This window comes from Bradyrhizobium lablabi, assembly GCF_900141755.1.
Taxonomy (GTDB): domain Bacteria; phylum Pseudomonadota; class Alphaproteobacteria; order Rhizobiales; family Xanthobacteraceae; genus Bradyrhizobium; species Bradyrhizobium lablabi_A.
The window spans coordinates 7,053,366-7,066,106 of the sequence record NZ_LT670844.1 but is presented as its reverse complement, the minus strand read 5'-3'; the positions used below and the strand labels follow the sequence as shown (position 1 = coordinate 7,066,106).

Annotated in this window: 12 protein-coding genes; 4 read left to right on the top strand and 8 right to left on the bottom strand. The window is 62.4% G+C overall.

Annotated elements, in window-relative coordinates; genetic code table 11:
- From B5526_RS32845 to B5526_RS32830, 4 genes are all read right to left on the bottom strand, one after another.
- Positions 1-456 carry a hypothetical protein gene (locus B5526_RS32845; RefSeq protein WP_079543847.1) on the bottom strand — a complete coding sequence of 152 codons (456 nt, stop codon included), beginning with the start codon at positions 454-456 and terminating at the stop codon, positions 1-3.
- Positions 457-991: 535 nt separating this feature from the next.
- Positions 992-1,345 (bottom strand): NIPSNAP family protein, encoded by a 354-nt coding sequence (locus B5526_RS32840; RefSeq protein ID WP_079545750.1) that lies wholly within the window; start codon positions 1,343-1,345, stop codon positions 992-994.
- A gap of 233 nt (positions 1,346-1,578) precedes the next feature.
- Entirely contained in the window at positions 1,579-2,637 is a 1,059-nt protein-coding gene (locus B5526_RS32835) for a phosphotransferase family protein (protein ID WP_079543846.1), read from the bottom strand.
- A 50-nt stretch (positions 2,638-2,687) separates the two neighbouring features.
- Positions 2,688-3,926 carry an acyl-CoA dehydrogenase family protein gene (locus tag B5526_RS32830; RefSeq protein WP_079543845.1) on the bottom strand — a complete coding sequence of 413 codons (1,239 nt, stop codon included), beginning with the start codon at positions 3,924-3,926 and terminating at the stop codon, positions 2,688-2,690.
- 238 nt (positions 3,927-4,164) lie between these two features.
- Between B5526_RS32830 and B5526_RS32825 the strand changes: the two genes are divergently transcribed.
- Positions 4,165-4,836 carry a TetR/AcrR family transcriptional regulator gene (locus tag B5526_RS32825; RefSeq protein ID WP_079543844.1) on the top strand — a complete coding sequence of 224 codons (672 nt, stop codon included), beginning with the start codon at positions 4,165-4,167 and terminating at the stop codon, positions 4,834-4,836.
- Between the two features lie 299 nt (positions 4,837-5,135).
- Here B5526_RS32825 and B5526_RS32815 read toward each other — a convergent pair whose 3' ends face one another.
- Complete coding sequence (locus tag B5526_RS32815; protein WP_079545747.1) at positions 5,136-6,365, bottom strand: CaiB/BaiF CoA transferase family protein; 1,230 nt, start codon at positions 6,363-6,365, stop codon at positions 5,136-5,138.
- A 271-nt stretch (positions 6,366-6,636) separates the two neighbouring features.
- Here B5526_RS32815 and B5526_RS32810 point away from each other — a divergent pair, with 271 nt between their 5' ends.
- Together B5526_RS32810 and B5526_RS32805 are read left to right on the top strand one after the other, a co-directional pair.
- On the top strand, positions 6,637-6,894 hold the full coding sequence (locus B5526_RS32810) for a type II toxin-antitoxin system Phd/YefM family antitoxin (RefSeq protein WP_079545745.1): 258 nt from the start codon (positions 6,637-6,639) through the stop codon (positions 6,892-6,894).
- On the top strand, positions 6,891-7,274 hold the full coding sequence (locus tag B5526_RS32805) for a type II toxin-antitoxin system VapC family toxin (protein WP_079543842.1): 384 nt from the start codon (positions 6,891-6,893) through the stop codon (positions 7,272-7,274). Before B5526_RS32810 ends, B5526_RS32805 begins: the two co-directional genes overlap by 4 nt.
- Positions 7,275-7,376: 102 nt before the next feature.
- Here B5526_RS32805 and B5526_RS32800 read toward each other — a convergent pair whose 3' ends face one another.
- Positions 7,377-7,754 (bottom strand): VOC family protein, encoded by a 378-nt coding sequence (locus B5526_RS32800; protein ID WP_079543841.1) that lies wholly within the window; start codon positions 7,752-7,754, stop codon positions 7,377-7,379.
- Positions 7,755-7,927: 173 nt separating this feature from the next.
- Here B5526_RS32800 and yghU point away from each other — a divergent pair, with 173 nt between their 5' ends.
- Complete coding sequence (yghU, locus tag B5526_RS32795; RefSeq protein ID WP_079543840.1) at positions 7,928-8,803, top strand: glutathione-dependent disulfide-bond oxidoreductase; 876 nt, start codon at positions 7,928-7,930, stop codon at positions 8,801-8,803.
- A 3-nt stretch (positions 8,804-8,806) separates the two neighbouring features.
- Here yghU and B5526_RS32790 read toward each other — a convergent pair whose 3' ends face one another.
- Positions 8,807-10,879, bottom strand: a complete 2,073-nt coding sequence (locus tag B5526_RS32790; RefSeq protein ID WP_079543839.1) for a hydantoinase/oxoprolinase family protein — start codon at positions 10,877-10,879, stop codon at positions 8,807-8,809.
- On the bottom strand, positions 10,876-12,546 hold the full coding sequence (locus B5526_RS32785) for a hydantoinase B/oxoprolinase family protein (protein WP_079543838.1): 1,671 nt from the start codon (positions 12,544-12,546) through the stop codon (positions 10,876-10,878). Before B5526_RS32785 ends, B5526_RS32790 begins: the two co-directional genes overlap by 4 nt.
- Positions 12,547-12,741 lie beyond the last annotated feature (195 nt).

The window sequence follows — 12,741 nt, the reverse complement described above, 5'->3', positions numbered from 1 at the left end:
TCAGTACGAAGAAGCCCGCGAATCCAGATGGCACGGGCGGTACATGGTCGCGAGCTCGCGGCCGCTCAGGAAAATCATGCGTGGGGAAAGCCCTCCGCGCTGGTCGATCCAGCGCCGAACCTCCGATGGATACATCGAATAAAGGTTCTGCGTTGCTTCGGCGTCGGTTATTTGACGACCCTTGGAACCGGGATTCCAGGCGGCGTGGAATCCGAGCTTGGCACGAGAGGTCACGCATATCTTGTCAGGAGGCACCGAGCCGAGAACGATGGTGCAGGCTGAGACACAATAACCGTCTATTATCACCATCTCGCCCGAGCTGCGCAGGCCCTTATACTTGTCGACATAAGCTCCGATCCGGCCGCCACGGTCCTCCTTGATCCGAACCGCCGCATCGCTTGCTCTAACTCCTGCAAGCGTCATGACCGCCACGAATGACATTGCGAGACACTTCATGACTATCCGCTCCTGGCTGTCGGATTTGAATCTGGCCGCCTCACGCGATGCTGATCAAGAAACGTCTGAATTATGAGATTATTCCGCCGAGATTGTAGCGGCGCTATACTTTTTTGTCGGCTCGGGAGAATAGTTGTGTGCTTCACTCACATTTTTTGCTCAGGCTCGCTCGGCGCATTCCCGGGTGAGGCTTGCGAGTACCAACCTAATCGGAGAAAGCCGGGCGGCTCGATTCTACGAAGGTTGGTCCAAACCTCGTGTTGGTTGGTGATGCCCCATACCTTGGTTTAGCACCGCCTCCGTTGCGGGCTTGAAAGCCGGCGCCAGCGGGCGCCCCTTCGACCGCGCCAAGGAGCGCAGCACCCAAGACAAGATCGACCAGCTCAATCCCCTAAAACGCCGACGCGACTTGATGCGTACGCTGTGGCTCCAGCCCGGCGTAACAACGGACATTTGTGGTTGGGTCCCGGATCGGCGCTCGCTTTCGCTCGCTGGTCCGGGACGACGTGGATTTGGGCCGGCCTTTTGCGCGCACTCAAGCCGTGCGCAAAAGGCTCCGCCCCTTCGCCGGTGAATATTCGACGGGAGCGAGCAAGCGGTCCTCGATCTGGCCTACCATCAGGCCATGCTCCGCATGCGTCACGCGTTTGATCTCGGACCACTCAGTGTCGGCCATGAAGGCCGACCAAGCGGCGGTCTTGGTTGCTTCATCCGGCCATTCGAGCAAGTAGGCAAACTCGGTCCTGTCGCCAAATTTGGTTTCCCACATCGCGACAATCCGAAAGCCGTATCTGGTTCGCATGATCCGCGCCGCATGATCGCGAAAGCGGGCGTGGAACGCGGTCTTGTTGTTTTCGAAGATTTCGTAAATGCGCAGTTGCTGGATCATGGCGATCTCCGGTTCGCTGGGAGATATGGTCGAAGGATCGCCTTTCAAATCCCGCCTGGCGCAGAAAGAAGTCGTCATGCCCCGCCACCGGGTCTCGCCTTCGGCGAGCCCGATGACAGGCTCCAGCGGGGCATCCAGTACGCCGCGGCCTCTCGATTGTATCACCGACGCCTCTGGAATACTGGATCGCCCGCTTTTCGCGGGCGATGACACTGTTTGCTTTTTCGCGCTGTTTACGTCGCGCCCGCCTTCTGCGCGTATTCCCAGGATGCCTTCGACAGCGGCACGGTGCGCTTGGCCGATTCGATCGCCTTCGCGTTCGCCGCGGTGCCATCGCGAATCCGCCCCGCGATACCCTGCGTGATGCCGGCGAGGCGGAACAGGTTGTAGGAAAAATACCAGTTGAGGTCCGGCACACCCATGCCGGTGACGTCGCAATAGATCTTTGCGGCCTCTTCCATGCTCGGAATGTTCAACGCCTTGAGGTCGGCATTGGCGAGACCCGGCATGGTCCATTGCATCAGAAGATAAGTGAAATCGGCCATGGGATCACCGAGCGTCGACAATTCCCAGTCGAGCACCGCCTGCACCCGCGGCTCGGTCGGATGGAAGATCATGTTGTCGAGCCGATAGTCGCCGTGCACGATCGACACCCGCTTCTGTTCCGGCACGGTCTTCGGCAGCCATTCGGCGAGCTTCTCGAATTCGGGAATGTGTTGCGTCTCGGAGGCGCGGTATTGCTTGGTCCAGCGGTCGACCTGGCGCGCAAAATAATTGCCGGGCTTGCCGAAATCGCCGAGCCCGATCGCTTGCGGATCGAACACGTGCAGTTTTGCCAGTGTCTCGATCTTGCTGGAAAAAATCTTGCGTCGGGCTTCGCCTGGCTGGCTCGGCAGCGAGGGATCCCAGAACACCCGCCCCTCTTCCATCGACATGATGTAGAAGGCAGAGCCGACCACCGCATCGTCGGTGCACAGCGCGTAGGCCTTGGCGACCGGAAAGCCCTGTTTGCCCAGCGCGGCGATGACGCGGAACTCGCGATCGACCGCGTGGGCCGACGGCAGCAATTTCCCGAACGGCCGGCGCCGCATCACATACGAGCGATCGGGCGTATCGAGCCGGTAGGTCGGGTTGGACTGGCCGCCCTTGAACTGCAGGACGACCAGGGGTCCTTGGTACCCTTCGACATGCTCGTGCATCCAGCGGTCGAGGCTGATCTCATCGAACCGATGTCGCTCCTCGACCGGCCTGGTGCCGGAGAATTCTTCGTCTTTTCTGACGCCCTCGGCCAAGATGACGCTCCCTCAATTTTCTTTAAGGGAGCGCCAATCAGGGGCTCCCGTTAATGCGTAGTGGGAGAGTTTGCATACTTCCGAAGTTCAAGTCTGGCAATGGCGCGGTTATGGACCTCGTCCGGGCCGTCGGCGAGCCGCATGGTGCGCATCGAGGCATAATCCCGGGCCAAGCCCGCGTCGTCGGAGACGCCGGCGGCGCCGTAGGCCTGGATGGCGTGGTCGATGATCTTCAGCGCCATGTTGGGCGCCGCCACCTTGATCATGGCGATCTCGAGCTGGGCGGTCTTGTTGCCGACCTTGTCCATCATGTCGGCGGCCTTGAGGCACAACAGCCGGTTCATCTCGATGTCGGTGCGGGCCTCGGCGATGCGCTGTTCCCAGATCGAATATTCGATGATCTTCTTGCCAAACGCGGTGCGCGACGACAGCCGTTTTACCATTTTCTCCAGCGCCTCCTCGGCCTTGCCGATGGTGCGCATGCAGTGATGGATGCGGCCGGGACCGAGACGCCCCTGCGCGATCTCAAAACCCCTGCCCTCGCCGAGCAAAATGTTGCTGGCGGGAACGCGGACGTTTTCCAAGAGCACCTGGGCATGGCCGTGCGGCGCATCGTCGAAACCGAACACCGGCAGCATCTTCTCGACCGTGATGCCCTTGGTGTCGAGCGGCACCAGGATCTGCGACTGCTGCTGATAGCGCGGCTGGCTCGGATCGGTCTTGCCCATCACGATCGCGATCTTGCAGCGGGGATCACCGACGCCGGACGACCACCATTTGCGGCCGTTGATGACGTAGTGATCGCCGTCTTTTTCAATGCGAGTTTCGATATTGGTGGCGTCGGACGAAGCCACCGCCGGCTCGGTCATCAGGAAGGCGGAGCGGATTTCGCCATCCATCAGCGGACGCAGCCATCTGCGCTTGTGCTCCTTGGTGCCGTAGCGCATCAAGACTTCCATGTTGCCGGTGTCCGGCGCGGAGCAGTTGAAGACCTCCGACGCCCAGCTGATATGGCCCATCTCCTCGGCGAGCGGCGCATATTCGAGATTGCTCAATCCCGCGCCGCGGAATTCGTCGTCCTCATGCGCCGACGGCGGCATGAACATGTTCCACAGACCTTCGGCGCGCGCCTTTTTCTTCAGGTCTTCCAGGATCGGGATCACCTTCCAGCGCGCGCCCTCGGCGTCCTGCTGCTTGTAGATCGGGACCGCGGGCCGCACATGCTTGTGCATGAACGACTGCACCCGATTGAGCCATTCGCGCTGACGGTCAGACATGTTGAAGTCCATTGGGCGTTCCTCACATTTCTCTGGCGAAAATTGTTGGCGGCACTGTCTCCCCGCCGTTCCCCGTCCGCAAGACTAATCTGACCGCTGCGATTGGCGGCGGCGGCGAGGATCGGCCGGCCCGGGATGCCACGCGGCAAACTTCGGTCTCGAAGACTTCCGCATTGACATTCCCCGGTCTCAAACGATAGTTTCATACAACTGTTTGAAATGCAACGCCCCCACCGCATAGGGCCATGAGATGGCGTCGGATCACACCAGAGGCGCGATCCTTGCCGCCGCCGAGCGGCTTTACGCCGACCGCGGTTTTGGCGACGTCACGCTGCGCGACATCGTCGCGGCCGCCGACGTCAATCTCGCGGCGGTGAACTATCATTTCGGTTCCAAGGACGAGTTGATCGCCGAACTCTTCGTCACCCGCAGCATCGCCACCAACCGCGAGCGGCTCAACGAATTGAAGGCGGCGGAAGAAGGAGGCGGCGGCCGCGCCTCGATTGACGCGATCCTGCGCGCGCTGGTCGGGCCGACGTTGCGCGGCTGTCTCGGCCCCGAGCGCGAACGCTCGACCGCGGCGCGCTTCATGATCCGCGCCTCGATCGAATCGGTGCCGCCGATCCGCCGCATCCGCAATCGCGAGATCGATCATTTGCGAAAATTCGTCGCCGCAATGCGCCGCGCCCTGCCCGACCGCAGCGAGGTCGAGCTCTATTGGGCGCTGCATTTTGCCTTGGCGATGGCGCACCAGACGGTGCGCGACAGCGAGCGATTGACAAAACTGTCGGAGGGAAAGTGCGATCTCGACGATGTCGCTGACATCATCGAGCGCGTTGTCGCGGTGTCGGTGATGGCGCTGACCGGGGGTGAGGTGGAAAGAAAGCCGCCCGCCAAACTGATGGCGCGGGACGCGCCATGATCAAGCCTTGAATTGGAACGGATTGTTCGGTTCAATCAGGCAGGACACGCGACATGAAAAATTCCCGGAAATTGCTTCTAACGGTTGCGGCGGCAACGACCGCAGTCGTCGTTTCGAGCGAACCTTTGTCCGCTCGCGGCGGCGCGGCAAACATCATGGACTCGCCTGGCTATCAGCGTCGTCTTCAGGAATCGCGGCAGCAACTGGCCCAACCCAGCGTGCACCCGTCCTCCACGCACCGGCACCGCGGACGACATAAGTAGCGGAATTGACTTGCTCCGCCCACGACCGACGACCGACTATATAATCTTCTGCTTTTTCAGGGTCTCGAGTTTTGCGTCGTCATATCCAAGCTTGGACGCCAGCACTTCCCTCGTGTCCGCCCCTAACAGCGGCGGCGCGCGATAGTCTTTTACCGGCGTTCCGGAGAACGTGATGGGATTGCGGATCAAGGACAGTTCCGGCTCGAACGGATGGTTGACCTTGATCTCCATGCCGCGCTCGCGCACATGCGGATCGGCGAACACCTGCGCGAAATCGTTGACGGGGCCGCAGGGCACGCCGGCCTTTTCCAGTTCGTCCAGCCAATAGGCGACCTTGTTCTTCAAAAACAGCCCGGCAAAAATCGCCATGATCTCCTTGCCGTTGACGACGCGGTCGTTGTTCTTGACGAATTTTGCATTTGTGGCGAGCTCCGGGCTGCCCAAAACCTCGCAGGTCCGTGCGAACTGCCCGTCATTGCCGACCACCAGCATCAATTCGCCGTCGGCGCAGCGGAACACGCCGGCCGGCATGCCGCCATTGCCCCAGGTGCCGCGCCGCGGCGGCGTCTTGCCATTGACGAGATAGATCTGCGCGTAATGCGACAGCGAGGCGATCACGGTGTCGAGCAGGCAGACGTCGATATGCTGGCCCTCGCCGCCATTGGCATCGCGATGATAAAGGGCTGAGAGAATGCCGATCGAGGTGTTCATGCCGGTCATGTAGTCGACGATGGAGGGCCCGACCTTCATCGGTCCGGCGCCGGCCTCGCCGTCCATATGGCCGGTGACGCTCATCAGCCCGCCCATCGCCTGGAAGATCGCGTCATAACCCGCGCGCGGCGCATAAGGCCCGGTCTGACCGAAACCGGTCACCGAGCAATAGATGATGCCGGGGTTGATGGCGCGGATCGTCTGGTAGTCGAGCTTGTAGCGCTTGAGGTCGCCGACCTTGTAGTTCTCCATCATCACGTCGGCGGTTTTTGCAAGCTCGCGAATGATCTCTTGTCCCTCGGACGTGGCGATATTGACGGTGACGGATTTCTTGTTGCGGTTGGCGCAGAAGTAGAACGCGTTGTTGTTGTTTTCCTTTCCTTCCGGATCGACCAGATAGGGCGGGCCGAAGGCGCGCGCGTCGTCGCCGGTGCCCGGCCGCTCGATCTTGATCACGTCGGCGCCGAGATCGGCCAGCATCTGCGCCGACAGCGGCCCCGCCAGCACACGCGTGAGATCAAGAATCTTGATGCCTGAGAGCGGCAAAGGCGACATGAACATCTTCCTCCAGAATTTTTGATATCGCTCGGAACAGCCTCTGAGCGGGGTGCGAAGCCAGCGGATACATCATTTTCCGGGCTGACAGCATTGCGTTCCGGGCATGCGGCCATCCCCGTCGACGCACTGACCCCTTTTAGCCTACCGCGAGGGCTGACCGGGGGCTCGCAAGACACGCGACTGGTCTAAACGGCCCCTTCCGTTGACATGGACCATTGAATGGTCCATTTTATCGGATGGTCGGTTCGCAGATCAAGAAGAGGAAACCGTGCGAATTTCCGTTACCGAAGCCAAGGGACAGTTGACCGAGCTGGTGCGCCGCGCCGAAGCTGGTGACGAAGTGATCCTGACCCGTCACGGACATGAAGCTGTACGGCTGGTTCCGGTGACGCCGGCATCTAACCGGAAGGCGCGGCGAGCGCTGCTCGAAGCCGTGCGGGCGAGCGGCGCGGCAAAGGCAACGCCCGGGCCGGACGCCGCAAGGAGCCAGGACTTCCTCTACGGCGATGACGGCCTGCCCGGATGATTGCCGTCGATACATCCGCACTGATGGCTGTTGTGCTTAACGAGGCCGAGGCCAATGCGTGCATTGCGGCGCTCGAGAAAGAAGCCGATATCCTGATCTCGGCGGCGACGGTCGCCGAAGCATTGATCGTCGCGGCACGCCGCAATGTCAGCGAAGAAATGGCAAAACTCATCGACGGATTAGGCTTCAATACCGTAGCGGTGACTGCAGCCTCAGCGCGACGGGTTGCGCTGGCCTATGCGCAATGGGGAAAAGGCGTCCATGCCGCATGCCTCAATTTCGGCGACTGTTTTGCCTACGAATTAGCAAGAGAACACGACTGCCCCCTGCTTTATGTCGGCGGCGATTTCGCCGAGACCGACATCAAGGGCATTTCGTGATTTCGCCATCCCCGGCGCCATCTGCCTGCGCCGGGGAGTCATCCCGCTCATCGATGAGACATCGCCAGTCTGTCTGGTTCCGGACTGGCGACAGAAATCAGCTCAGCGGATCCGATACAGGGCGCAGAGCTTGTTGCCGTCGGGGTCGCGCAGATAGGCGAGATAGAGTTTGCCGGCGGAGCCCTCGCGCACACCGGGAGGATTTTCGCAACTCGTCCCGCCATGGGCGATTCCGGCCGCGTGCCACGCGTCGGCTTGCTCGGGTGAATCGCAGGAGAAGCCGATGGTGCCGCCATTGGCGGGAGTCGCCGGCTTGCCGTTGATCGGCTCGGACACGGAAAAAACGCCTGACTTCGTGAAGTAGAAGATGCGATGGCCGTCGACCTTCGCAGGCGCCACGCCGAGCGTGCCGAGCAACCCGTCATAGAACGCCTTGGCTTTCCCCAAATCGTTCGTCCCGATCATCACGTGCGAAAACATCTCGGATTTCCCTCCCCTGAAAGAGCTGCTGACCAGCCTCTTGTCGTCTTCCTATCGGCCATCGCAGGCATCGGTCAACACCTTAAGTCCGCGCTGGTCTGCAACGAGTGCGGTTGCCAGCGGCCCCGATTTGATGACCATTGAGCGTTCGTCAAATGCCTGGAGCCTGAAGCATGACCGAGCCAACCGACTATGTGCCGCCAAAAGTCTGGAGCTGGAACAAGGAGTCAGGCGGCAGGTTCGCCGCGATCAACCGTCCGGTCGCAGGGCCCACGCATGACAAGGAGCTGCCGGTCGGCCGCCATCCGCTGCAGCTCTATTCGCTGGCGACACCGAACGGCGTCAAGGTCACGGTGATGCTGGAAGAACTGCTGGCGCGAGGCTTTGGCGGCGCCGAATACGACGCCTGGCTGATCAAGATCGACGGCAATCAGTTCGGAAGCGGCTTCGTGGCGGTAAACCCCAACTCGAAGATCCCGGCGCTGATGGACCGCTCCGGGCCTGTGCCGGTCAGGGTATTCGAATCGGGTGCGATCCTCATGCATCTCGCGGAAAAATTCGGCGCGTTGCTGCCGACCGATTCGACACGCGCGGAATGCCTGTCCTGGCTGTTCTGGCAGATGGGTGCCGCGCCCTATCTCGGCGGCGGCTTCGGCCATTTCTACGCCTACGCGCCGGCCAAGATCGAATACGCGATCGATCGCTTCGCGATGGAGGTGAAGCGCCAGCTCGACGTGCTCGACCGCCGGCTTGCCGACAGAGAATATCTCGCAGGCAAGGATTATACGATCGCTGATATCGCGGTGTGGCCCTGGTATGCCGGCCTCGCGAAAGGCCTCTTGTATGGTGCGGGCGAATTCCTCGAGGTCGAGGCGTACAAGAACGTGCAACGCTGGACCGACACCATCGCCAAGCGCCCGGCGGTCAAGCGCGGGCGCATGGTCAACCGCACCTGGGGCGAGCCCGCAAGCCAGTTGCACGAGCGCCACGACGCCTCCGATTTCGAGACCAAGACGCAGGACAAGCTCGCAAGCGCCGAGGGGGCGTGAAGCTCAGCTGCGATCGATATCCGGTTTCCGCGCAATTCGAATATCGAGCCAGCCGCGCCCGTTGACGGCGAGCCCATCGCCGGCGTTGATCATTACGGTCGTGGTCTCGGCTTCGATGATGGCGGGTCCGTCCAGCGTATGGCCCGGCCGCAAATCATCGAGCGCGTAGACCGGCACCTCGCACCAATCGCCGAACAACGCCTTTCGCGTCGAGCGCGGCGCGCAAGGCGTCGCCGCCTCAACCTTCTCCTCGTCCCTCTCAGCGGCTGAAACCGCCCCGATCGCGGCCACCCGCGCATTGACGAACACCACCTCCTGGTCGCGCGAGGCGTAGGTGTAAAGCTCCTCGTGCCTGAGATGGAAGCGATCCTCGATCTCGGCAATCAGCGCCGGCGAGTTGAGATCGATGTCGCTCAAGGGAACGTCGATCTCGAAAATTTGCTCGCCATAGCGCATCTCGGCCGAGCGCTCGATCGCAATCGGTCCGTCGAACCAGCCGCGCAGCCGTTCGACGGCCTGCGTTTCCAGATCGACGAAAATGTCGCGCACTTCCGAGGCGTTGCTGCGCGCGCCGGTTTCGAAATGCGTGCGGCCGAGCTCATAGCGCAGGTCGCTGGTCAGCATGCCCCAGGCCGAGAGCACCGATGCATTGGTCGGCACGATGATGCGCTCGATGTCGAGTTCGCGCGCCACCTCGCAGGCGTGCAGTCCGGCGGCGCCGCCGAAACTCAGCAGCGCAAAACGCCTGGGGTCGACGCCGCGCCGCAGCGTCATCATCCGGATGCCGTCGGCCATTTTCAAATTGACCAGGCGAAAGATGCCCGCGGCCGCCTGTGTGCGGGTGATCGCAAGCGATGCCGCGAGCGCGTCGACTGCGGCCTCGGCGGCCGCCATGTCGAGCGGCCGGGCACCGCCCATGAACGCTTTGGCATCGAGATAGCCGAGGATGACATTGGCATCGGTCACGGTCGCCGCAGTGCCGCCATTGCCATAGCAGGCCGGCCCCGGCACGGCGCCGGCGCTCGCGGGACCGACCCGGAAGATGCCGCCGGAATCAACCGATGCGATCGAGCCGCCGCCGGCGGCAATGCTCGATATGTCGAGGCTGCGCAGCGCGATGCGCTGGCCGGCCAGTCCGCCGTCGGCCGACAGCGACATCGCGCCGTCGGCGATCAGGGAGATGTCGGTCGAAGTGCCGCCCATGTCGAAGGCCACGAGATCGGGAATCCCAAGCATCGCCGAACAGCGCCGGCAGCCCGACATGCCGCCCGCAGGACCGGACAAGACGGTGGCCGCCGCCAGCCGCGCCGCCTCCGCAACCGGCGCCATGCCGCCATGGGACAGGATGATGAAGAGGCTGCCGCCAAAACCTGCTTCCTGCAGGCGGCGCTCGAGGCCGGTGAGATAATGCCGGACGATCGGGCCGACGTAAGCATTCACGATCGTGGTCGAGACGCGCTCATATTCCTTGATCTGCGGCAGCACGTCGCTCGAGCGTGACAGGCTGACATCAGGGAGTTCACGCGCAAGGCGCTCCGCCGCCGCGATCTCATGCGCCGGATTGCGGTAGGAATGCAGGAAACAAACTGCAACCGACGTGACGCCGGATTTTCGGATCGCGTCGATCGCTTCCCCAAGCGACTGCTGATCGAGCGGCGTCATGACTTCGCCATTCGGCCGCAGCCGCTCGCGCACCCCAAAACGCAACTCGCGCGGCACCAGTGGCTCAGGCGGCGGCGTGCGCAAATCGTAGCGATTGCCCTTGAGCCCTTCGCGCATTTCAACGATGTCGCGATGGCCCTCGGTGGTCAACAGCGCGACCTTGGCGCCCTTGCGCTCGAGCAGCGCATTGGTCGCGACCGTGGTGCCGTGAACCAGCCGCTGCGTGCCAGCAAGCATCTCCGAACGCGAAAGACCGAGCCGGCGCGCGAGTTCTTCTAACCCTGCCATCACGCCGATCGATTGGTCTTGCGGCGTTGATGGCGATTTTGCGAACACCGAGCGTCCCGCCGCGTCGATCGCGACCAGATCCGTAAAAGTGCCGCCAACGTCGATGCCAACAGTCAGTTTGCTCAAGGGAGCCGCGCCTTCGCTGCTTCGTCCGTGACGAGGCCCTGCGCGCGATCGCGTTCGCGCGCCTCTCGCGCGCGCTTGGCCGGCGGTCCCCAGCCGCCTCCGCCGGCGGAGCGGACCTCCAGGCAATCGCCCGGCAGGATTTCGATACCGACCTCCTTGGTGCGCAGCGTGCGCGGCGGCTTATCAGTCGAAAGCAACCGATAGCGATGCGGCACGCCGTCTTCGCCGCCCAGCATGCCGCAGGAGCCGTGCCGCGCGCCGTCACCGGCGGTATTGCCCAGCGCCGGCTTCTCGGTTTCGAACACGAGATCGAGCGCCACGCCGAGGCCGCCGCGAAACTGGCCGTCGCCGCCGGAATTGGGCAGGAATTCGTGTTGGCGGAAATGCAGCGGGAAACGCGCTTCCGCGACTTCGAGGCTGCCGAATTTCAGACCGCCGACCGAATGCCACTCTCCGATCGACGACCAGCCGTCGCCGCCCGGCGAGGCCCCGCCGCCCGGACGCGCATGGAATAGGTGCCAGATGAAGCCGCGACCGGTGCGCGGATCCTCGCCCTGGATCGCGATGCGAAACCTTCGGCCCCATCCGGCCATGACGCGATCGGGACAGGACGCCGCGAGCGCCTTGATGACCGCCTCGACGATCTCGTTCGACGGATGACTGGTGCACAGCGTCACCGGCCGTCCCGGATCGGCCCAGACGATGGTGCCTTGTTTTGCCACCACCGTCAGCGGCCGCAACGCGCCGGAATTCTTGGGCGTGTCGGGATCGATCAGATAGGCGAACGCCATCACGACGGCGGCGTGCATGTTGGCGTGGGAGGAATTGACAAAACTCGAGACTTGCGGATCGGAAGCGGACAGATCGACTTCGATGTTGCTGCCGCGTTTCGTGACCTTCGCCGCGATCCTGATGTCGTTGTTGCCGCGGCCATCGTCGTCGAGAAAGGCCTCGCCAAAGAACACGCCGTCCTTCCAGGTCGACACCACGGCGCGGGCCTGCTGTTCGGCCGCGTCCAGAATGGATTCGATCGAAGCCTCCACGACGCCCGCGCCCAGTTCGCGGAACAGTTTTGCCATCCGCCGCTCGCCCATATGCGCGGCACCGATCATCGCGGCCAGATCGCCGCGAAAATCGTGGGAATTGCGGACATTGAGCGCCAGCATGTCGAGGATATCGTCGCGCACGCGCCCTGCCTCTGAGAGCTTGATCGGCGGAATGCGCAACCCTTCCTGCCAGATCTCGGTGGCGGCAGGATTATAGGCGCCATGCGTCGCGCCGCCGATATCGCTTTGGTGGGCGCGCACGATGCTCCAGAACAATCGACGGCTGCCGTCGAAGATCGGCACGAACACGGTAAGGTCAGGAAGATGGCTGCCGCCGTGATAGGGATCGTTCATCAGGATCACGTCCCCCGGCGCGACCTCCTTGAACCGTTCTTCGACCGCGCGCGTCGCCCAGGGCAGCGCGCCGACATGGACCGGGATGTGATCGGCCTGCGCAATCAGCCGCGCCGATACATCGCAAATCGCCAGCGAAAAATCGCGGCTCGAGTTGAGGATTTGCGAGTAAGAGGTGCGAAGCATCGCCTCGCCCATTTCCGCCACGATCGAACTCAGCCGATGCTGGACGACGGATCGTGTGATGGGATCGGGAGGATGGGACATGCAGCTGCCGATATAGCATCTTTTTTGCGCTGGGCACTGCGTTGGCCGCATGCGGCTACCCGTGCAGGGGCGGTCCGGCGTAAAGGCCCACTGATTGTCCGAGCGGGTCGCCGGCCTATCAATCGACCACGTCTATTGATTTAATGAAAATTATCTGTTGGATAGATTAATCGGGCGTTCCGATATTCGGGTTGG